At 44.1% G+C, this 19,181-nt stretch carries 20 protein-coding genes and 1 tRNA gene; 3 read left to right on the top strand and 18 right to left on the bottom strand.

Going from position 1 to position 19,181, the window contains the following annotated elements:
• Positions 1-2: 2 nt before the first annotated feature.
• From HMPREF1705_RS08810 to HMPREF1705_RS08790, 5 genes are read right to left on the bottom strand one after another with little or no spacing between them, the layout of a single operon-like run.
• Positions 3-221: an ATPase gene (locus HMPREF1705_RS08810; RefSeq protein WP_009201143.1), complete on the bottom strand. Its 219-nt coding sequence runs from the start codon at positions 219-221 to the stop codon at positions 3-5.
• Positions 206-2,131, bottom strand: a complete 1,926-nt coding sequence (locus tag HMPREF1705_RS08805) for a V-type ATP synthase subunit I (RefSeq protein WP_242603576.1) — start codon at positions 2,129-2,131, stop codon at positions 206-208. The genes HMPREF1705_RS08810 and HMPREF1705_RS08805 overlap by 16 nt, the downstream gene beginning before the upstream one ends.
• Positions 2,128-2,529: a hypothetical protein gene (locus tag HMPREF1705_RS08800; protein WP_057940946.1), complete on the bottom strand. Its 402-nt coding sequence runs from the start codon at positions 2,527-2,529 to the stop codon at positions 2,128-2,130. The genes HMPREF1705_RS08805 and HMPREF1705_RS08800 overlap by 4 nt, the downstream gene beginning before the upstream one ends.
• Positions 2,519-2,986 (bottom strand): CBS domain-containing protein, encoded by a 468-nt coding sequence (locus tag HMPREF1705_RS08795; protein WP_057940945.1) that lies wholly within the window; start codon positions 2,984-2,986, stop codon positions 2,519-2,521. The genes HMPREF1705_RS08800 and HMPREF1705_RS08795 overlap by 11 nt, the downstream gene beginning before the upstream one ends.
• Positions 2,986-4,701 (bottom strand): WecB/TagA/CpsF family glycosyltransferase, encoded by a 1,716-nt coding sequence (locus tag HMPREF1705_RS08790; RefSeq protein ID WP_057940944.1) that lies wholly within the window; start codon positions 4,699-4,701, stop codon positions 2,986-2,988. The genes HMPREF1705_RS08795 and HMPREF1705_RS08790 overlap by 1 nt, the downstream gene beginning before the upstream one ends.
• Positions 4,702-4,767: 66 nt before the next feature.
• On the opposite strand from HMPREF1705_RS08790, the gene HMPREF1705_RS08785 reads away from it, so the two are divergent.
• Positions 4,768-5,568, top strand: coding sequence for an LmeA family phospholipid-binding protein (locus HMPREF1705_RS08785; RefSeq protein ID WP_111089602.1), 801 nt, complete (start codon positions 4,768-4,770; stop codon positions 5,566-5,568).
• Here the strand turns inward: HMPREF1705_RS08785 and serS are convergent.
• Genes serS through HMPREF1705_RS08755 form a run of 6 tightly spaced genes read right to left on the bottom strand, consistent with a single transcriptional unit; the run spans position 5,543 to position 11,832 of the window.
• Entirely contained in the window at positions 5,543-6,823 is a 1,281-nt protein-coding gene (gene serS / locus HMPREF1705_RS08780) for a serine--tRNA ligase (RefSeq protein ID WP_057940943.1), read from the bottom strand. The genes HMPREF1705_RS08785 and serS overlap by 26 nt on opposite strands.
• Positions 6,816-7,307 (bottom strand): 6,7-dimethyl-8-ribityllumazine synthase, encoded by a 492-nt coding sequence (gene ribH / locus HMPREF1705_RS08775; protein ID WP_009201150.1) that lies wholly within the window; start codon positions 7,305-7,307, stop codon positions 6,816-6,818. Before ribH ends, serS begins: the two co-directional genes overlap by 8 nt.
• 44 nt (positions 7,308-7,351) lie before the next feature.
• Positions 7,352-8,572: a bifunctional 3,4-dihydroxy-2-butanone-4-phosphate synthase/GTP cyclohydrolase II gene (locus HMPREF1705_RS08770; protein ID WP_040348025.1), complete on the bottom strand. Its 1,221-nt coding sequence runs from the start codon at positions 8,570-8,572 to the stop codon at positions 7,352-7,354.
• A gap of 26 nt (positions 8,573-8,598) precedes the next feature.
• Positions 8,599-9,255: a riboflavin synthase gene (locus HMPREF1705_RS08765; RefSeq protein ID WP_009201152.1), complete on the bottom strand. Its 657-nt coding sequence runs from the start codon at positions 9,253-9,255 to the stop codon at positions 8,599-8,601.
• Positions 9,255-10,346: a bifunctional diaminohydroxyphosphoribosylaminopyrimidine deaminase/5-amino-6-(5-phosphoribosylamino)uracil reductase RibD gene (gene ribD / locus HMPREF1705_RS08760; protein ID WP_040348027.1), complete on the bottom strand. Its 1,092-nt coding sequence runs from the start codon at positions 10,344-10,346 to the stop codon at positions 9,255-9,257. Before ribD ends, HMPREF1705_RS08765 begins: the two co-directional genes overlap by 1 nt.
• Positions 10,318-11,832 (bottom strand): excinuclease ABC subunit UvrC, encoded by a 1,515-nt coding sequence (locus HMPREF1705_RS08755; RefSeq protein ID WP_009201154.1) that lies wholly within the window; start codon positions 11,830-11,832, stop codon positions 10,318-10,320. The genes ribD and HMPREF1705_RS08755 overlap by 29 nt, the downstream gene beginning before the upstream one ends.
• A gap of 96 nt (positions 11,833-11,928) precedes the next feature.
• Here HMPREF1705_RS08755 and cysS point away from each other — a divergent pair, with 96 nt between their 5' ends.
• A complete protein-coding gene (gene cysS / locus HMPREF1705_RS08750; RefSeq protein WP_009201155.1) occupies positions 11,929-13,356 on the top strand; it encodes a cysteine--tRNA ligase in 1,428 nt (475 codons plus the stop codon).
• A 30-nt stretch (positions 13,357-13,386) separates the two neighbouring features.
• On the opposite strand, the gene HMPREF1705_RS08745 is transcribed toward cysS, so the two are convergent.
• The 3 genes from HMPREF1705_RS08745 to HMPREF1705_RS08735 form a co-directional block, all read right to left on the bottom strand.
• Positions 13,387-14,073, bottom strand: coding sequence for a response regulator transcription factor (locus HMPREF1705_RS08745; protein WP_040348030.1), 687 nt, complete (start codon positions 14,071-14,073; stop codon positions 13,387-13,389).
• A 15-nt stretch (positions 14,074-14,088) separates the two neighbouring features.
• Positions 14,089-14,186 (bottom strand) — tRNA-Sec (locus tag HMPREF1705_RS08740).
• A 21-nt stretch (positions 14,187-14,207) separates the two neighbouring features.
• A complete protein-coding gene (locus HMPREF1705_RS08735; protein ID WP_242603575.1) occupies positions 14,208-14,693 on the bottom strand; it encodes a sigma-70 family RNA polymerase sigma factor in 486 nt (161 codons plus the stop codon).
• A 47-nt stretch (positions 14,694-14,740) separates the two neighbouring features.
• Here HMPREF1705_RS08735 and HMPREF1705_RS08730 point away from each other — a divergent pair, with 47 nt between their 5' ends.
• Positions 14,741-15,574 (top strand): HesA/MoeB/ThiF family protein, encoded by an 834-nt coding sequence (locus HMPREF1705_RS08730; protein WP_009201158.1) that lies wholly within the window; start codon positions 14,741-14,743, stop codon positions 15,572-15,574.
• Between the two features lie 15 nt (positions 15,575-15,589).
• On the opposite strand, the gene HMPREF1705_RS08725 is transcribed toward HMPREF1705_RS08730, so the two are convergent.
• The 4 genes from HMPREF1705_RS08725 to HMPREF1705_RS08710 all read right to left on the bottom strand — a co-directional run bounded on the left by HMPREF1705_RS08725 (position 15,590) and on the right by HMPREF1705_RS08710 (position 19,179).
• The gene (locus HMPREF1705_RS08725; RefSeq protein WP_009201159.1) at positions 15,590-16,414 is read right to left on the bottom strand and encodes a purine-nucleoside phosphorylase; all 825 of its coding nucleotides are present in this window, start codon (positions 16,412-16,414) and stop codon (positions 15,590-15,592) included.
• Between the two features lie 6 nt (positions 16,415-16,420).
• On the bottom strand, positions 16,421-17,611 hold the full coding sequence (locus HMPREF1705_RS08720) for a phosphopentomutase (protein WP_207382509.1): 1,191 nt from the start codon (positions 17,609-17,611) through the stop codon (positions 16,421-16,423).
• 21 nt (positions 17,612-17,632) lie between these two features.
• Complete coding sequence (locus HMPREF1705_RS08715; protein WP_083489974.1) at positions 17,633-18,532, bottom strand: tyrosine-type recombinase/integrase; 900 nt, start codon at positions 18,530-18,532, stop codon at positions 17,633-17,635.
• A 107-nt stretch (positions 18,533-18,639) separates the two neighbouring features.
• Entirely contained in the window at positions 18,640-19,179 is a 540-nt protein-coding gene (locus tag HMPREF1705_RS08710) for an NUDIX hydrolase (protein ID WP_009201162.1), read from the bottom strand.
• Positions 19,180-19,181 lie beyond the last annotated feature (2 nt).

The raw sequence follows: 19,181 nt of genomic DNA, 5'->3' as shown, positions 1-19,181 counted from the left end.
TCTTATCCTAATTGCAATATCAGCATTATAGCTACAACAAAACCTAATATTACCATAGTTTCTGGAATGGCCTCAAGTATTATCATTATGGCAGACGTTTCGGGCTTCTCCGCAACTGTCGCAGCGCCGGCACTTCCTATTTTCGCCTGAGCGTAAGCTGTAGCTAAGGCCGGAATCCCCACTGCCAACGCGGCAGCCAGCCCTATTAAGGCTTTCTCCAAGCGGTTCCCCTCCTTCGCTTAATAGGTTTATATTGTTTACCTTTGCCTTCGTAAAATTTACCAAAAAACTCGACATAATGTAAACGGGCCGAGTGCAATACCGATCCAGCTATAGCTATTATTAAATTAAGCAAGTGTATCAGGACGGCCAATAAAATTCCAAAAAAAGTCACTCCCAACACATCCACGAACTTTGTCGCTACCATAGCCAATATGGCAGAAGATAAACCTATAGCCGCAATTCTTATGTAACTTAATACGTTACCCACAGAACCAATGGTTTCCACAAATCCCGATAGATTTCCTCCTTTAATCAATAATGCAAGGCCGGTCACCAAAAGTGCAACGACAAAAGGTATCAGGTTGAGTTCAATTAAATTAAAGTAACCGACTACAAACAATACAATCCCCAGCAGCGTAAACAACGTTCCCAATCGCTCATATGTATGATGTTTGTTCTTGTATTTGACTCCTTCATATGCCCCCAAGGCCAAACCTAAGATAACGTGCGCAACACCCAAAGAAACGGTAAAACCCATGACAGGAATAATGCCATGCGTTCTCTCAACCCATAGAGGTTCCATATGAAATAACCTATGGCCAAGATCACCAAAAAATTCCCCATATAGGAATCCCCATATAATGCTCATTACCGAAATATTTATAAGTATCTGCGAAACGCCTTTAAGGATCGGATTTTCCCGCCTGAATGCCTTTAAGCTAAACAAGCCGATAAGGAGAAAAATCAAGCCATAGCCAATATCGCCAATCATGCAACCGGCAAAAAGAGGAAAAAATATGGCTATAAAGGCAGTAGGATCCGTACTTTTATAGCCGGGCATGGGCATTAATTTTAGAAACAGCTCAAATGGTTTAGCCCATCTTGGATTGTCCAGTAAAATAGGCACTTTAGGCCATTCGCGCGGCTCGGGCGATCTCCATGTAATTAAAACTCTCTCTCCAAACCTATTTTTCAGCGATGATTTTACCTTCTCGAACTCCGACGACGGCATCCATCCCGTCAAGGTAAAAATTTCCCCTTCGCTCGATAGTTTATTTTCTAAAATTAAAGACTCCAACCTGTCATCAATTAATATATATAAAGCCGCTAAACGGGGACCCCACTCTTCTTTCGTCGAATCCAGCGTCTTCTTCGCTCGCTCCAACCTCTCCGGCAACCACTTAAGTTCCATTTGGGCCGCCGTGGGGGATTCTATTGTAGACTCACCCGCAACTGTCTTTGGCATAGTGTAGGAAATACATCCAAATTCGTCCATAATTTCATGAACAGCAGAGATTTTATCCTGATCCACACTAAGGGCCATTATAGAGATGTTTTCTCCCTGGGAAAGCAACTTGTGGTTAACATAAGGCCTTTCCATAACAGGAGTCGCGGAACGAATTTTCCTTTCAACCTTTTTCAGTAACCCGCTTATCTTGTCAGTTTCTACCAGCCAAAAAGATATTGCTTTCCCCCTTTTTTTCTCCTCAGTAAAAAAGTTATAGAAATGGTTAGCTATATAATGAACCTGCTTTAGGGCAAAAATTGATTCCTCCAATGCCCTTATCTCGTGAGCCATTTCAGATAGGCGCCCCTTAAATTCCACCAGACTTTTTTCTATTTCGTCTAAGGCTGCCATATCATCTAGATGAACAGCATTCCCTAAAGATTCCACGAGATCCTGGGGCAGGCTACTCCAATCGCTCCAACCAAGATCTTCTAAAAGGCCCAATATGCCAGCCCGCAAAAATTTCATCTTTTCGACCATTGGTTCATCGGCTATTTGCCTGTATTCGATGGCCTCTTCGATTTCCACGTGAAAAACCCCAAGGCCACGAATATGCTCTATCAAATCTTTACTGTCCCTTTGCAGGCCTATTATCTTGAGATGGATCATTTCCGCTATCAAACTTCATCCATACCCCTTTTCCAATCCTCAATATTGCCTTCCTCTTCGCTTCCCCTGTCGAGGTTTGGCCATAAATCGTGCGATATTTCCGATATAATGGCATCTATTAGGCCGGGCTTATCTATTTTACCCGTCATATCCTTTGCTAGATCCTGATATTTTGTTTCCAGCTCGTGAGCCTGAAGCAAAAGAGTCTCCTCTTCTTTTTTGAGCCCTTGTTTGAAGAGCTCCATCCTCTTCGTATACATTTCTTGGATTTGCTTTAAGGTTTCCTCTCTAGTTTTATTCGCTTCGGCTATCCTCTGCTTATATTCAATTTCCAGTAAATTTTTGAAGGACTCCAACTCTTCAGTTAAATCATCATAGATTCCGTCTGTTTCCCCATCCTTATTGTTCACCCAAAACCCCTCCTTCCATGAGAAACTCGCAGAAAGCACTTCTGTCTATTATCCCAATATATTTCCTATCCTTTGCCACGGGAAGCCTTTTGATCCTTTTTCGAATCATCAAATCCGCAACGCTCATCAAACTCGCTGAAGGGTCTACGCTTATGACTTCTCTTGTCATGAATTCTTCGACTCTTCTCAGGCCGATATCATGTATCTTGTCAAAGAGACATAATTCCCCATTATTGCTTAAAAATGTCGATGAGGTAATGGTTTCAAGATAGGTTGGGAGTGCCGCTTTCAGAATGTCGCTTTCGGAGATGAAGCCAACCAAATACCAATTCCCTTCTACAACTGGCACACCTGTAACTTTATGAATATAAAACATTTTCACGGCATCTATAACCAAATCGTCTTTCGACAAAACCGTTAGATCTTTTTGCATCACCTCTTGAGCTTTAATGGCCATTAATCCATCCTCCTATTGCACAACCCCAACTTTGTCAAAAAAACCAATGCCACGAACAGGGGCAATCTCATTATGCGCTTTAGCCTCCACGGTTCCTGTATCGTCCGGTACAACCACTCTAAGCCAAATCTTTGCCAGGCAACAGGAGCTCTCTTTAAACGTCCCGAGATAACGTCAAAACTTCCGCCCACCCCTATTGCTATTACACCCTTTAAATGCTTCAAGTTTCGATAGATCCATATTTCCTGCTTAGGCACCCCAAGGCCGACGAAAAGTATCTTGGCCCCGCTTTCGTTGATCAATTTACAAATGTCAGAATCCCTCTCCTCGGAAAAGTAGCCATGATGAAAACCTGCTATTTTTAAGTTTGGGTAGCTTTCGTTGAGGCGCGCCGAGGCCTTTTCGACCACATCTTTGCTACCCCCCAGTAAGAAAATAGGCATACCCCTGTTTTCTGCCATTTCACACAAATTGTTCATAAAATCAATGCCGGCTATTCGTTGCTGTATTCTCACGCCCAATAACTTAAAGGCCCACACTAACCCCATTCCATCCGGTAAAGACAAATCGGCAGATTTTACAGCTTCTCTAAGCTCATAATCATACCTCGATCTTTCGGCAACTAAAGCATTGGGGGTGACGATCATGTAACTTTTATCATCTTCTTGACTTGCCCAGAATATCACTTTATTTAAGACATAATCCAAAGAGACGTTATCGACGAATATACCCCATAAAGATGGTCTGCGCTGATCCTTGGGTGCAGCATTTTTTGCAACATAAATCAGAAATACCACTATTCCTGCCGCAAGAGCGGTCATTGATATTTTCAACCCCCATGGCGATGGGACAAGCTGAAACAAAGCCACCGAGGTCCCTATGGTCATACAAAAAGCCGCGACCAACCTAACAGCCTGGGGGTGATCTATGCCTCGAGACACTAATTTTTCATAAAGAGAGACATTTCTCCAGCGGGCACTATCGACAAAAGTCTTTCCAACAAAACCGAGAGAGGCTTCCATTAGCGGCAATGCAAATAGCGACAAAGGCAACAAAATAGTCGCAAAAGTAACGCCCTTGCTAACCCCTATGAGGGATGTACCGGCAATAAGGGTAGACCAAAAATACACCAACGGATCGCCTAACCTCCGATAAGTATGGCCAATCCTGCTCCAAAATATAAGACAGAGCAATATCCCGGCAAAGGAAATCCACATAGAATCTTTTAAGCCTTGGTCCAAAAAGAAACTGACACCCCATAAAAGCACCCACGTTATAGCCATCAGGTGCCCGGATAACCCCGATATTTCATCGACCTCTGACAAAAAAGTCTGACACAATAGCAACCAAGTTGCCGTAGCAATTATTGCCACACCTGAAGAGAGATAGTAAAAACTGTCATTGCCCAAAGTTATGAATTGTATTCGCGGCCCCACAAGAGCAAATGCTATAGCCAAGGCAATCCTCAAAAAAGGCCAAAACGGTGAAGAATACAACCTTTCCGCCATAGCCACAACGGCGAAAATAATCCCAAAAGCCATTATAATGGAGGAGGTTTTTGTCCCAATTACAAGGGACAATAAAGACATGCTGGCAATCATAAGCATATCTCTTGTATAATCCCATTGGTCAGTCGTCAATCGTCTTTTTGTGATTTTTTCAAAGATCAAGCAAGCCAAAGCCGTAACCGCGATCAAGAGGTAATCTGTGTCCATCTGAGATACACTCCTCCTTCGATTGGTTTGTTTATTAATTTTATCATGAAAGGGTCGGTGTATAGAATGAAGTTAAAGAAAAAAACAATTTCTTCAATATTTAGAAGTTTTTTAAAGATTTGTCTAGCCTGCTCGATAATAACCCTTATTTTGCCCTTCAATCGAGCCTACGGTTCATCGGTAGAAAAACTTGCGACGGCCTTCACTAAAGAACTTACTCCAGAGCAAGCTATTATAATCGTCGACAACCCACCGACGGATGACGGATATGTGGGTCATTTGTATGTAAAGTTAAAGGGGGCAGTTTTAGAAGGTTTAAGGATCGATGAAATATCACTCGAAGCAAAGGACGTATACTTTAACCCTCCAGCAAAATGGGATGAAAAACTGCGCCCCCAAAAAGTAGCAGAAGTATCATTTGAAGCCCGATTGCTTGGGAACGACATAAATAAAGCTTTAAAAGAATACGAACTAAAGGACAAAAAATGGAGCAACTTCAAGTTCGATTTGAGGAATGGCCAGATTGTCGCCCTTGCCGTCTATGAGCAACCCCTGCTTCTTTTTAAACTCAACGTGCTGGTCAAGCTATCGGGTAAACTGGAAGTAGTAGATAAAGATAAGATATATTTGGTAGATTATAAACTTTACGCTGACGGCTTCCGACTTCCCGAACAGGCGACACGCGATCTCGTTGAAAATGTACAACCACTTCTTGACTTCAGTGAGTTTATGTTTCCCGTTAAACTGGACTCTGTCTATAATGACGAAGAAGCCATATTTATACGCACTAAAGAAAAACCTGAACCATTTGACAGTGCCCACCAATGGACTTACTCCTTAGCTAGCGAAAGTGCCGTATCTCGGTAAGTCCTTTCATATAAGGTACCAATGCATCGGGGATTTTGATCGATCCATCGGCCTGCTGATAATTTTCCATTATCGCTATGAGACACCTACCAACGGCTATGCCTGAGCCATTTAAGGTGTGAACGAAGCGTGTTCCCTTAGCACCTCGAGGTTTATAACGCGTATTCATGCGTCTGGCTTGAAAATCTTCGCAATTACTGCAAGAACTGATTTCCCTGTATGTATTTTGAGAGGGCAACCATACCTCCAGGTCATAGGTCTTGCTTGCAGCAAATCCCATATCGCCGGTACACAAACATACGACGCGATAGGGAAGTCCTAGTCTTTTCAACACCTCTTCTGCATTTTGAGTGAGCTTCTCCAATTCATCGTAACTCGTCTCCGGCGTGCATATTTTTACAAGCTCTACTTTATCAAATTGATGTTGTCGAAGCATGCCCCTCACATCCCGACCGTGACTGCCTGCTTCTCTTCTAAAACAAGGCGTGTATGCAGTATAATAAAGGGGCAATAGGTCTTCATCCAAGATTTCTTCGGCGTGCATATTGGTAAGGGGGACTTCGGCTGTAGGAATCAGCCATAAGTCATCGCTTTCGCAATGGTACAGATCATTAGCAAACTTTGGCAATTGTCCCGTTCCCGTCATGGTTTTAGAGTTCACGATGAAAGGGGGTTCAAATTCCAAGTAGCCATGTTCGCGCGTATGCAAGTCCAACATGAAATTTATCAGCGCCCTAGCTAAACGCGCTCCATTTCCTCTCAAAACTGTAAATCTGCTTCCAGCCAATTTAATGCCAGCCTCAAAATCCATCAAACCCATCTTTTCGCCCAGTTCCCAGTGAGGTTTGGGCTCAAAGTCAAACTTTGGCAGTTCACCCACAGAACGCACTACAACATTATCTTCCTCCGATTTGCCGACAGGAACGGATTCATGAGGCTTATTAGGGATCTGGAGCAATAAATCTCTAAGATTTTCTTCGATATCCTGAACTTCTTTGTCCAGGACTTTAATGTCTTCGTTGATATTTCTTATTTCTTCCATCAAATTGGATGGGTCTTCACCCTTGGATTTTAACTTAGCGACCTCTTTGGATCCCTCGTTTCTTTTTGCTTTTAAACCCTCTACCTCAATTAACTTTTGTCTACGCAAAGAATCCAGATCTAAAAGTTCGTCAAGAGGATATTCGTAGCCTCTGTTTTGGAGCATCCTCCTTGCCTCATCCGGATTTTCTCTGATCCATTTGATATCAAGCAATTTGAGTACCACCTTTCTGATTTCGTATCTGAGAGAGCAAATTGACCATTTCTAAAGCCGCCATAGCCGCTTCCGCGCCCTTATTTCCCGCCTTGCTGCCTGCCCTGAGCAAGGCCTGCTCCAAATTGTCGCAGGTAAGCACGCCAAAAACAACAGGTACTCGTTGTTCCAGTGCAATCTTTGCCAAGCCCTTCGAGACCTCTGAGGCCACGTAATCGAAATGAGGAGTATCTCCTCGAATAATTGCCCCTAAGGGGATAACTGCGTCGTAGTCGCCCGATAGAGCCAGCTCCTCGGCTATCAAGGGTAATTCCCAAGCACCAGGAACCCAATATAAATCGACATCCTGCGGTCTGACGCCATGTCTAAATAAAATATCCTTGGCCCCTTCGATTAATTTATTTGTTATCAACTCATTAAATCGAGAGGCCACTAATGCTACCCTTTGGCCTTCTCCTATAAGATTGCCCTGAAGAACACGCATGACATCATCCTCCTAAGTTATTGTTATAGATCTCGGTCTTCTATTCAATCAAATAGATGCCCCAGTTTTTCTTTTTTAGTCTTTAGATAATTTAAGTTATAGGAGTTTGCCTCCACCTCAATAGGTACCCTATCGATAACCTCCAAGCCATATCCCTCTAAACCAATAACTTTCTTGGGATTATTGGTCATTAGGCGCAACTTTCTTACCCCTAAATCGAAAAGTATCTGTGCACCAACGCCGTAGTCCCTTAAATCGGGGCTCACTCCAAGTTTAATATTGGCCTCAACAGTATCCAATCCTTTTTCCTGAAGTTCATATGCCTTTAGCTTTTTATATAACCCTATTCCCCTGCCCTCTTGTCGCATATAAAGCACAATACCTTTTCCTTCTTGTTCTATCATCTGCATTGCCCTATGAAGTTGTGGCCCACAATCGCACCTCAAGGATCCAAAAACATCTCCCGTGAGACATTCGGAATGAACTCGCACCAACACTTCATCGTCTTCCTTTATATCTCCTTTAACAAGAGCTATATGCAACATGTCAGGATCATCGTCCAATATCCATCTATAGGCATGGGCAACGAATTTACCATACTCAGTGGGAAGATCCACAGTAGAAACTCTCTCAACGAGCTTCTCCCGTAAGTGTCTGTAGCGTATTAAACTCTTTATAGTCATTATTTTGAGCCCGAATTTTTTTGCAAATTCAATTAACTGGGGCAACCTTGCCATGGTGCCGTCATCGTTCATTATCTCGCATATTACCCCAACTGGCTCTAAACCTGCAAGTCTTGCCAAGTCCACCGCAGCTTCAGTGTGGCCAGCTCTTTTTAATACTCCACCCTTCCTGGCTATAAGGGGAAACATATGGCCAGGACGGCGAAAATCCGAGCTTTTAGCACATGGATCCGCCAGGAGTTGGGCAGTGACAGCTCTATCTTCAGCGGATATCCCCGTCGTTGTACCATTTTTCGCATCGACGGAAACGGTAAATGCTGTGCCGTGAGGGTCCGTGCTGTGCGTAACCATGGGCTCTAAATCCAATTGTCTTGCCCTTTCCTCCGTCAGGGGAACGCACACCAACCCCCTTCCGTATTTGGTCATAAAATTGATGGACTCCGACGTAACCTTCGAGGCCGCCATGAGCAAATCCCCTTCGTTCTCTCTGTCCTCGTCATCTACAACAATTATCATCTTACCCTCTTTGATAAGATCGATGGCTTCTTCCGGTGAAGCGAAAACCTCATCTGATAGGGCCATTTTTCCATTCCCCCTTCCATTTTCCATTAACTCCAACCGTAACGAGCTAATTTTTCCCATGTTAAATCGTTTTGTCTTTCTCCGCTAGAACTAAGCGGCCCCCTCAAAAACCGTTCTATATATTTGCCTATTATATCCGTTTCAAGATTCACCATATCCCCCACCTTGAGATCGCCAAGGGTCGTAAGCTTTAGCGTGCTTGGAATGACACCAACAGTAAATAAATTTTCTTCAACATCTATAACCGTCAAACTAACGCCATCGACGGCAATGGATCCCTTTGGGAGAATATAACGAATCAGAGAAGGGTCGGCTTTAACTCTCAACGCGATAGTCTCCGTCTTCCTCGATATCCCGCTTACAAAACCAACACCTTCCACATGACCCAATACTATATGACCACCCAGGCGATCGCCTACTTTTAAAGCCCTCTCTAAGTTTACTTTGTCAAAGGGCTTTAAAAAGCCCAACTTGGTCACAGTAACTGTTTCTCCCATCATTTCAGCCACAAAACAGGACCGTTCTCTTTTGACGACGCTTAGACATGCACCCGAGACAGAAACAGATTCGTTTAGGGCAAGTTCCCCCGAAATCTCTGGAGCTTCAATCGTCAAGTTCGTTACATCGCCACGCCTATCCAGGGACAACACTATGCCAATTGTTTCGACTAAGCCCGTAAACATTACATATCGACCTCCAAAAAGAGATCATCGTCCAGTTTCTTCATACCCCGTATCCTTCCAATGGGAATTTCGGACATGGACATTAAGGATAATCCCGAAAAGGCGCCCTTCCCTCGGCCCATTATCTTGGGAGCGTAGAAAAGAGCCATCTCATCGAACAACTTAGCATCAAAAAAAGAAGATAGCACATTTGGCCCACCTTCGACCAACAAATAGTGCACATCCATAGAGGGCAACTTACAGACCATTTCCTTTATATCCAGGAACCCTCGGGAATCGGTAGGAATCTGCATTACCCCTGCCCCTCTCGAAATTATCTCCTCCACCTTCTGAGGGGAGGAGCCTTTGGATGTCACCACTAAAACATCGCCCTCTTTAAACACCTTGGCGTTGATAGGAATTCTTAAATGTGTATCCAAGATGATCTTAAGGGGGTGTTCTCCCTCTACATATCTTACAGTCAACTCCGGGTCATCTTTCAATATTGTCCCTATTCCTACGAGGACGGCATCCGCTTCGGCACGAAGCAAGTGAGATCGCTTGAGAGAGCTTCGCCCAGTTATCCAACGGCTGCTTCCGTCCGAAAGAGCTACATCACCATCCAAACTCATTGCAGCTTTCAAGGTAATCCATGGCCGACCTTCTTCAAATACTTTTAAAAAACCTCTGTTCAGCCATCTCGCCTCATCGCTGAGCACGCCGGAGACAACCTCCACACCATGCGAACGAAGATACTCAACCCCTCTTCCCCTGACCTTGGGAAAGGGATCTTCCGTTGAAATGAACACCCTTTTTATTCCCCTTTCAACTATCAAAGGAGCGCAGGGAGGGGTGCGGCCATAATGTATACATGGTTCCAAATTTACGTAAAGCGTCGCCCCTCTAGACATATCCTTGGCCATTGATAAAGCCATGACCTCGGCATGTGGAGATCCAGGGCATCTATGAAAACCCGTGCCAACAATTTTATCGTCCTTGACAACGACACAACCGACCCTCGGATTTGGGCTTGTCCTGCCTGTCCCCCTTCTGGCCAAGCTGAGTACAATACGCATATAATATTCATTTTGTCTTTTTTCCGATACTTTCATTATCATTATCACCTTTTAAATACATAAGAATATGCTTTGCCAACCTTGGTCCAATATTGTCTACCTTTTCCAATTCCTCCGGAGTTTTAGAAGCTATGTGGGATACGCTGCCAAAAGCAGCGAGAAGGGCTGCCGCCCTTCTTTTTCCCACTCCGGGAATGTCTTCCAGGGCCGAACGACTATAGCGTTTATTGAATTTGTTGTTGTGCGACGAAAGGGCAAACCTGTGAGCCTCATCTCTGATCTTTCTGAGAAGGTTCAACCCTGGGTCATCCAAAGGGAGCTTCAGAGGTCTCCTGGAGTCGGGCAAATAAAGCTCTTCTTCCTCTTTGGCCAAAGCAACTGCATAAATGTTCTCTATTCCCAGTTCATTTAAAGCCTTCAAAGCAAAAGAAAGCTGTAGCGCGCCACCATCTACCAATAGAAGTTGGGGCAAAGGCATGTTTTTCTCTAAGAGCGACGAATATCGCCTTCGGACTATTTCTTCAATTGAACGAAAATCATCTATTCCCTCCACCGTTTTAATGACATAACGACGATATAAAGAAGGATTTGGCATACCCTGTTCGAAAACCACAAAGACTCCATAGGTCTCCCTTCCGGACAAATGGGAAATGTCGCATCCTTCTATTCTCCAAAAGGGGAAGGCTATACCCAAGACTTCCTGCAGCCTTTCGAGGGCTTTCCAAATCTCTTTATCCAAAGGATCTCGAAGAGCAAAAGAGATCTGTTGTCTGCTTAAACGCCAAATGGCCCTTATTGCATCTCTATAAAAGGCTGCCTTCTCAAAAGCAAGAGATTCCACGGCTTCATTCATTTTCTTTCTGAGGCTTTCAACCAATGCACTTGTTTGCCCCCTCAAGAAAAGTATTACATCATCGACCAATTCCTGATATTCCCTTTGAGTGCAAAGACCCGCACATGGCCCAAGGCATTTACCCATGTTATACCTGAGACAGGGTCGACTTTGGACGGGAGCTTCCTTCAAATTCAAACTGCAGTTTCTCAAAGGAAAATAACGCTCCATAAGTCTCAAAACCTGTCTAAGTTCCTTTACTCTTGTATAGGGGCCGATGTAAGTGGAGCCATCATCGGCCTTATGTCTGGTTATCTCCACTTTGGGGTAGGGATCCCTGGTAATTTTAATATAGGGATAACGTTCTCCCATTTTAAGTTCTATATTGAAAAAAGGTTGATAATGCTTTATCAAACGGGCTTCAACAATTAGGGCTTCTGCTTCCGTTTCCGTCCTTATGAAGGATATGTCTCTGATTAGCTCCACGAGCTTTCTCAATCTTGGGGAGGCAAACCCATTATGCCGAAAATATGACGAAACTCTTTTTTTCAGGGACTTCGCCTTCCCGACATACAATATCTTGTCTTCCTCGCCATGAAATATATAAACCCCCGGCCTGTTCGGAAGGTTTCTTACCTTTTCAGATAAATAAGTTGGCACGCTTTGTTCGACTTCTTTTTTTCTTGGCATCTTATATTTTCCCAACTACCTCCGGGCTTCCTAATTCTTTGTTCTTATTATAGGATTATTATTGGGATTTTGTCATATAAGAAGGGAGAGAGCAATATGGGTTTAGTATTATATAACGACCTTACGCGACGTAAGGAGGAGTTCGCTCCTGTCAGTCCGGGCAGAATCGGCTTTTACGTTTGTGGCCCAACCGTTTACGATTACATACACATCGGTAACGCAAGGCCCTTTGTCGTCTTCGATGCCCTGAGACGATACATGGAATACAAGGGTTTCGAGGTCATTTATGTGCAAAACTTCACGGATATAGATGACAAGATGATCAATAAAGCTAATCAACTCGGAATAACCGTCAAAGAACTAGCCGAACAATTCATAGAGGCCTATTTCGAGGACATTATACCATTGGGAGTAAGACAAGCTACAGTACATCCAAAAGCTACAGAGCACATTGACGACATCATTCGACTCATATCCCGCATTATAGAAAATGGGCATGCTTATATCATAGACGGTAACGTTTACTTCGATGTCAAAAGTTATCCCAATTATGGAAAGTTGTCCGGTCAAAGCTTGGAAGAACTCCAGGCAGGGGCAAGAATTGAAGTTGACGAAAGAAAAAGACACCCTCTTGATTTTGTCCTATGGAAGGCCAAAAAGGAAGGCGAGCCCTGGTGGGACAGTCCTTGGGGTCACGGAAGACCGGGATGGCACATAGAATGCAGTGCCATGGCCATGAAATATTTAGGTGATACCATCGATATTCATGGAGGAGGAAGTGATCTTATCTTTCCGCATCACGAAAACGAAATTGCCCAAGCGGAGGCGGCAACGGGTAAACAGTTTGTGAGATTCTGGATACACAATGGTTATCTATTGATAAACAAAGAAAAGATGTCCAAATCTTTAGGCAACATTCTCAACGTACGCGAGATTAGGAAGAACTTCCAGCCCTTGGCCGTAAGGCTTTTCATATTGGCTGCCCACTACAGAAGTCCCCTCGATTTCTCGGACGACTCTCTAATTCAGGCCACAAAAAGCTTGCAGCGACTTCGCAATTGTTATTCCGATCTCTTGTTTTATATGGAGCGAAGCCAAGAAAAAAATACTCCCGATACGTGGCTCGAGGATGTCGTAAATAATGGTTACAAGAGGTTTTGCAACGCCCTGGACGATGATTTCAATACGGCCGGAGCGTTGGGAGCGGTTTTCGAAGTCGTCAGAGATCTGAATAATTATTTGAAGGAAAATGAGACATTAGATAAACAGGCCTTGATCAAGTCCAAGGATTTTTTTGAAACCGTTGAGAACATATTAGGAGTTATTGGAATAAATACGATAGGAGAAGAGTTTGCCGGAACATTATCGAGCAGTGAGATCGAAGGGCTCATAAAAGAAAGGGAGGCGGCGAGAAAAAAACGGGATTTCGCAAGGGCAGATGCTATACGGAACGAACTGGCCTCTAAAGGGATAATATTGGAAGATACTCCTCTAGGTACGCGTTGGAAAAAGAAAGAACAATGATAGAGAGGTTTGCGCCCTCAAATATTACAATTACTGCGTTTTGCCGAGGATTTCGTAAAATTGGTCGGGGCTGTATTGAGCAAGCCCCGCCTTCCACGCAAAAACGGCGGCCTGCGTTCTGTCGGGAAAATCGAGTTTCTTCAGAATGCGACTGACGTGGTTTTTAACGGTTTTTTCGGACAAAAACATTATCTTAGCGATGTTCTGGTTAGAAAAGCCCTGGGATAACCAATAGAGGACTTCCTTCTCCCGTGGAGTAAGGTGATAAAGTTGAGCTGTATCTTCCTCGATTAGCGAGACAGTTTTTTTGTATGTCTCCAATCTTGGATCATTATAAGGATCGGCCTTGGCCACGTTACGAATTGCCGACAAAAGATCCTCTGCCTTGGAAGATTTCAGTATACATCCATATATGCCTGACTTCCTCAGATTCTGCAATCTATCGTGATAATTATTCTCTTTGGAAGTCAACAAAACACACCTAAAGGGCGTAAACTCTTTGGAGAGTTCGCGAATGGGCCCAATACTATCTTTATCTAGAAGCTCATCGTCATACACAATGACATCGGGGCGCAGGGAACTGATAACATCCCGCATCTCTTCAGTACGGCATATCTCTCCCACCACCGAAATATCCATTTCCAACTCCAACATACGCTTTATGCATTCACGATATAATCTATGCCTGTTTGCGATGACTACTTTAATAGTCTGCAATAAGTTAATCCTCCTTGGCGGAGGCGCGTGGGAATCGAACCCACCCGGGCCAGCCCTCGCTGACCCACACCAGATTTGAAGTCTGGGGGTCGCACCAGCGACCAACCGCCTCCTCGATCCTTTAAATCTTATAATCATTCCCCTTCCTTGTCCAGTTTCATTAAAAGCCTCGCTTTCTTCCTGACCCTTGTTATGGCATTCTCCATCTTTTTGTACGGCCATGACAAAAGATTCGCAGCGTCTGCGATGTTGCCGCTGATAAGGAGGGTTCTTAAAGCATCTTTCTCCATTGGTGTCAACAAATCATACAAATTCTTCAAAAATTCCTTTTGTTTCAACTTCTCATCCACGTCCAAATCGTCCGATACTTCCGCTGCAGCGTCCAAAGAAACGTAATCCTTCGTCTTGTTTTTTCTCAAGTAGGATATCATGGCATTACGGACGCAGGTTCTTGCAAATGCCGGAAAATGCCCTCTATTTTCATCATATTTTCTAATAGCGTGATATAATCCTATATAACCTTCTTGAACCAAATCTTCTTTTAAATGCGGGTCGCCGTTAGACAGCATAGAAGCCATCTTCAACACTAGAGGCATATAATTGAGAAATATTTTGTTCAACCCAATAATGCTCCTTTCACTTCATTGCCGATAGGAGGGTCTGATATATGATGACGGATATTATAGAAAAACTGAAGGCCGAAAGCTACAGAAAGAACGATAAAATCGTTATCCCTTTTGAATCTATAAAAATTATATCGGAGGAAAACAAGACGCCCGTCAAATTGATAGAAATAGAGCTTCTCGAAAACGGTTTAATTCCCGAACGTTACGAGAGAAACATTGGCACTTACGGAATATCCGGACAACTCATTTTATTGAAGAGCAAAATCCTTATAGTAGGCTGTGGCGGCTTAGGGGGGTGGAACTTAGAAATATTGGCACGAGCAGGCGTTGGATATCTGCGATTGGTAGATGGCGATCGTTTCGAACCACACAACCTGAATAGGCAAATCATTGCAACCGAAAATGATATGTATAAACCCAAAGCTCTTATTGCTGCCAAAAGGGTTAAAAATATAAACTCCGGGATTGAAGCGGAAGCCTGTTCATGCGTGTTCGACGAAAGTACGGCCCAAAGGTTGGTGGATGGAATGGATCTTGCTATAGACGCTTTGGACAACAACCGCTCCAGATTCCTTCTTTTCCAGGTCTGCAAAGCAAAAGGAATACCTGTCGTTCACGGCGCGATAGGAGGATTTGTGGGACAACTGAAGGTGGTCATGCCTGGAGAATCGCATCCCTTAGAAGCTTTAGGTAACGACGCTCCAGACAAAGGAATAGAGGTAAAACTCGGCAACCCTCCCCAAACACCAGCCTTAATAGCTACTTTGCAGGCCAACGAAGCTATTAAACTGCTTTTAAAAAAAGAGGGGTTATTGACAGATCATCTGTTATGGATCGACCTCGAGCACAACGAATGGATGCGTTTGAAATTATGATTACTCTTTGCGGGACTATCCGCTACAGTAATTGCAAAGACCACGTAAAAGGACCTTTAATTTTTTCGATGCTTTTTTCATTTCTTCCAACACTTCTTCATGGGTTAACGGTTTGGCCTCCATCCCTGCAGCATAATTCGCAACGCATGAAATGGCACATACTCTCATGCCCATCTGCCTCGCCACCATGGCTTCCGGAACGGTAGACATGCCCACCACATCTGCTCCCATTATTCGTGCCATTCTGATCTCAGCAGGAGTCTCGAAAGAAGGCCCGCTGAAGGCTATGTATACACCCCGTTTTAACGATATGCCGTTATCGGATGCTATTTTTTCGCAAAGCTTCATTAATTCTTCATCGTAAAGAAAGGTCATATCCGGAAACCGCGGCTCAAAACCATCTAAATCTTTTCTTCTCAAAGGATTGACGCCCATGAAGTTTATGTGATCATATGTCAACACCAGATCGCCCGGAGACAGCCCGTAATTGATGCCTCCGGAGGCGTTGGTCAATATTAGAGTTTTCACACCAAGCATCCCGCAAACGCGTACAGGAAAAGTCACTTCATCCATGGAATAGCCTTCGTAATAGTGCACCCTCCCATTCATCGTTACGACGTAATTTTTACCTATATTTCCGCAGACCAGCTGCCCGGCGTGGCCGGGAACAGTGGATTCGGGCCAAAATGGAATGTCTTTGTAGGGTATTACTATCGAACTTTCGATTTCTTCGACGAAATCGCCAAGACCGGAACCCAAGACTATAGCCATCTCTGGAGTTTTTGGGATATTTTCCTGCAGAAAATTCACTGCTTCAACTATTTTTTCCCTGTATGTCAAGAATGCTCACTCCTCATTATGTAATATCGAGCGCTTTAAGACCTCAGGAGCCAAAGATATGCCATCCAATTCCCTACCATCAACTCCATAAATATCCGCCAAAGTCTTTCCAAGACAACAAAATCCGTTGAAGGTCCCGAAGTTTCCTGGACGAACCATGTCCCCATAGAATAGCAATGGAACATATTCTCTACTGTGGTCAGTGCTTTTCGTGAGAGGATCATTACCATGATCGGCAGAGATAATCAATAAGTCAGTCGGTCGCATGCCCTCTATAAATGTCACGAGCCAATCGTCGAACTTGAGCAAAGCTTTAGCATAACCAGGAGGATCATTGCGATGACCGTATTTCATGTCGAAGTCAATTAAATTGCAAAATAGCAACCCGTTAAAGTCTCTATCTTGGTACTCCTTGAGGCATTCCATACATTCATCGTTATTAGAGCAGTGTATTGGCTTCGTGATGCCGCGATTGGCAAAAATGTCGTCGAGCTTGCCTAAAGTTATAACGTCATAACCGCTCATCGACAGCTTGTCAAGAAGCGTGTCCTTAGGCGGGGGGAGCGAAAAATCCCTTCTACGCGGTGTTCTGTAAAACTTCCCGGGAGTTCCTGCAAAGGGCCTAGCTATAACGCGAGCCACGCCATTTGGACCCTGCAGTAAATTGCGCGCTATCCTACACCATTCGTATAAGGTTTCAACGGGTACTACATCTTCATGTGCAGCAATCTGAAAGACGCTGTCCGCAGACGTATAGACTATGGGGTAACCGGTCTTCAGATGTTCCGGGCCGAGATCTTCTATTATCATCGTTCCCGACGCGGGATAATTGCCCAAGATGTCTCGTCCGATTGCTTTTTTAAAGCTTTCTATTATTTCGTTTGGAAAACCTCTTGGGAAAGTTGGAAAGGGTTTGGTTAAAATAATTCCTGACAGTTCCCAATGCCCCGTCGTCGTATCTTTGCCTGCCGAAAGCTCGCGCAGCCTTCCGACAGCTGCCAAAGGAGGCCACATGACGGCCGTTCCTGGCAAATCGACAATTAAGGGCAATCCCAATTTACCGAGGTTAACCAAATTAATGCCTCCCATAGCTAAAGCCACATGATAGGCTGTATTGCTGCCTTCATCACCGTAATAATTCGCGTCAGGAGACTCACCTATGCCGTACCCGTCTAGAATTATTATAAAAGTCCTCAATGGAAAACCTCCAATCATGGGTTAAGCTCTGGGATGGCATTTATCGTATATGTCGCGTAGCTCCAAATCAAGATGGGTATATCGTTCTGTTGTTGATATTGAAGCATGGCCTAAAAGTTCCTGTAGTGTTCTTAGATCTAATCCCCGCCTCAGCATATGAGTAGCCAGCGAATGACGCAACACGTGTGGATGAAGCCTTACGGACGGTATTCCTGCTGCCTTTCCTCTTCGCCGAATAATCCTCCACAGGTCCTCTCTATGCAGTTTTCTTCCGGTCCTTGTCAAAAATAACCAGCGTTCTTCTCTCCTGTTAAGAAGTGGCCGTATGGCATCGACATAATGTCTCAACTTTTCTTTCACGGAACCAAGTAAAGGAACTACCCTCTCCTTATCGCCTTTTCCTATCACTCTAAGGGTTCCGGCACGCCAGTCTATATCTTCAAGGGCTAGAGAACAAACCTCTGAGGCTCTTAATCCACAACCGTAAGCCAATTCAAACAAAGTTTCATCTCGCCCCCCAAGAACAGACCCGTCTCTGCAGGAAGAAATCAGGCGCTCTATTTCGCCTTCGCTCAAAATTCGAGGCAACTTTTGCTCCTTAGAGGGCAATGATGGCAACCACTGTTCGCCGTCAACCCACCCTTCTATGGTCAGATAGCGATTCCAAGATCGTATAGCCGCAGCATATCGTTGTAGGGAAGCTTTGGATTTTCCTTCCGATGCCATCGCCTTTAAAAAACGTGACATATATTCGTGTCTGGGAGGGATTGGATCCAGATTTTGATTGCTGCAAAACTTGATCCATTTGGCTATATCGGTCATGTAAGCCTCTATGGTGTTTTCGCTATAACCCCTTTCCAGGCGAAGGTAGCCTGCAAAGTCGCGAACCAGCTTATGACTTTCTTCAGGCACCTCTATCATCTCCCTTTAAAATAAACCTACGCCCTTTGAAAATAGGGGCGTAGGTTTATTTTACATTTAAATTGAGCCTAAAAGCTATTTTCTCCGGGATAACGGATCGCAAATGATCATTGATCCCTGCGACGATTCAAATACCACATTAGCGCTGCAAAAGTTTTTGCGTCCTCAATTTTTTTGTCTTCGATAAGGCGTCGGCACTCTTTAGGAGCAACTATCACCTTTTCTATTATTTCATCTTCATCGCCATCTAACTTAGAAGGAAATATTTCCGTTGCATAGAAAAGATGGATTATCTCGTTCGCAAAACCGGGAGAAGAGTAAAAACTAGCGATGTGTTCTATATTTCTCGCATCGTATCCAATCTCTTCCCTAAGTTCGCGCTTTGCCGTCTCCGCTGGCGATTCTCCTTCTTCCATTATCCCGGCAGGTACTTCCAGCAACTCTTTTCCTGTCGCATATCTGAATTGGCGAACTAACACAATTTCGCCTTTGTCATTAACAGCCAGAATTGCCACCGCCGGAGCATGTTTGACCACTTCTCTTCTGGTTACGTGGCCATTGGACAACCTTACTTCATCGACGTTTAATTTTACTATCTTTCCACTGTAAACTTCCCTAGAAGATATACATTGCTCGTTTTTATCCATGA

This window comes from Acetomicrobium hydrogeniformans ATCC BAA-1850, from assembly GCF_000160455.2.
Classification (GTDB): Bacteria; Synergistota; Synergistia; order Synergistales; family Acetomicrobiaceae; genus Acetomicrobium; species Acetomicrobium thermoterrenum.
The sequence above is the reverse complement of the archived record's forward strand: the minus strand, read 5'-3'. Positions and strand labels throughout refer to the sequence as shown.

What these genes read in the sequence shown, in the direction of transcription:
- HMPREF1705_RS08795 (WP_057940945.1), bottom strand. Translation starts at nt 2,986, where the DNA reads ATGGCCATTAAAGCTCAAGAGGTGATGCAAAAAGATCTAACGGTTTTG.
- HMPREF1705_RS08790 (WP_057940944.1), bottom strand. Translation starts at nt 4,701, where the DNA reads ATGGACACAGATTACCTCTTGATCGCGGTTACGGCTTTGGCTTGCTTG.
- HMPREF1705_RS08785 (WP_111089602.1), top strand. Translation starts at nt 4,768, where the DNA reads ATGAAGTTAAAGAAAAAAACAATTTCTTCAATATTTAGAAGTTTTTTA.
- ribH (WP_009201150.1), bottom strand. Translation starts at nt 7,307, where the DNA reads ATGCGTGTTCTTCAGGGCAATCTTATAGGAGAAGGCCAAAGGGTAGCA.
- HMPREF1705_RS08770 (WP_040348025.1), bottom strand. Translation starts at nt 8,572, where the DNA reads ATGGCCCTATCAGATGAGGTTTTCGCTTCACCGGAAGAAGCCATCGAT.
- HMPREF1705_RS08765 (WP_009201152.1), bottom strand. Translation starts at nt 9,255, where the DNA reads ATGTTTACGGGCTTAGTCGAAACAATTGGCATAGTGTTGTCCCTGGAT.
- ribD (WP_040348027.1), bottom strand. Translation starts at nt 10,346, where the DNA reads ATGAAAGTATCGGAAAAAAGACAAAATGAATATTATATGCGTATTGTA.
- HMPREF1705_RS08755 (WP_009201154.1), bottom strand. Translation starts at nt 11,832, where the DNA reads ATGCCAAGAAAAAAAGAAGTCGAACAAAGCGTGCCAACTTATTTATCT.
- cysS (WP_009201155.1), top strand. Translation starts at nt 11,929, where the DNA reads ATGGGTTTAGTATTATATAACGACCTTACGCGACGTAAGGAGGAGTTC.
- HMPREF1705_RS08730 (WP_009201158.1), top strand. Translation starts at nt 14,741, where the DNA reads ATGATGACGGATATTATAGAAAAACTGAAGGCCGAAAGCTACAGAAAG.
- HMPREF1705_RS08715 (WP_083489974.1), bottom strand. Translation starts at nt 18,532, where the DNA reads ATGATAGAGGTGCCTGAAGAAAGTCATAAGCTGGTTCGCGACTTTGCA.
- HMPREF1705_RS08710 (WP_009201162.1), bottom strand. Translation starts at nt 19,179, where the DNA reads ATGGATAAAAACGAGCAATGTATATCTTCTAGGGAAGTTTACAGTGGA.